Genomic DNA, 610 nt, shown 5'->3' on the forward strand with positions numbered 1-610 from the left:
AGCCGCACGCTGCCAAATGTTGTCGGTTCTCCCGGCTGTCGTAGCCTTTATCCGCATAGACGGTGCTGCCTTCTGCGATGTCCGCCAGTAATGGCAGCAGGTGTTTGCACTCATGAGCATTGGCCGGGGTGATGTGCAGTTTCTCGATATAGCCGTCCGCATCGGTACGGGTGTGTTGTTTGTAGCCCAGATGGAAGCGGCCGTCTTTTTTGATCCAACGGGCTTTTGATCCAACGGGCATCTTTGTCTTTACTCGGTGTAGTTTGGCTGCTGACCCGCCCTTCGTCATCCACTTCGATGGCCTGACGTTGTTTGCCGCCGGCCGTCTGAATAATGGTGGCGTCAACGATGGCGGCGGATGCTTTCTCTACTTTTAAGCCCTTGTCAGTCAGTTGGCGGTTAATCAGATCCAGTAGTTCGGCCAAGGTGTTGTCTTGCGCCAGCCGGTTGCGGAAACGGCAGAGGGTGCTGTGGTCGGGAATTCGGAAGTCGTCGAAGCGGCAGAAGAGTTGGAAATCGATGCGGGTGATGAGGCTGTATTCGAGTTCGGGGTCGGAGAGGCTGTGCCATTGGCCGAGCAGGACGGCTTTGAACATGGAGAGCAAAGGAT

Annotated in this window: 1 pseudogene; it reads right to left on the minus strand. The window is 55.7% G+C overall.

The features are described from left to right. Positions 1-610 (minus strand): annotated as a pseudogene (locus AKG43_RS11880) (IS5 family transposase); the annotation flags it as partial.

This window comes from Neisseria sp. 74A18 (assembly GCF_001308005.1).
Lineage (GTDB): Bacteria > Pseudomonadota > Gammaproteobacteria > Burkholderiales > Neisseriaceae > Neisseria > Neisseria dumasiana.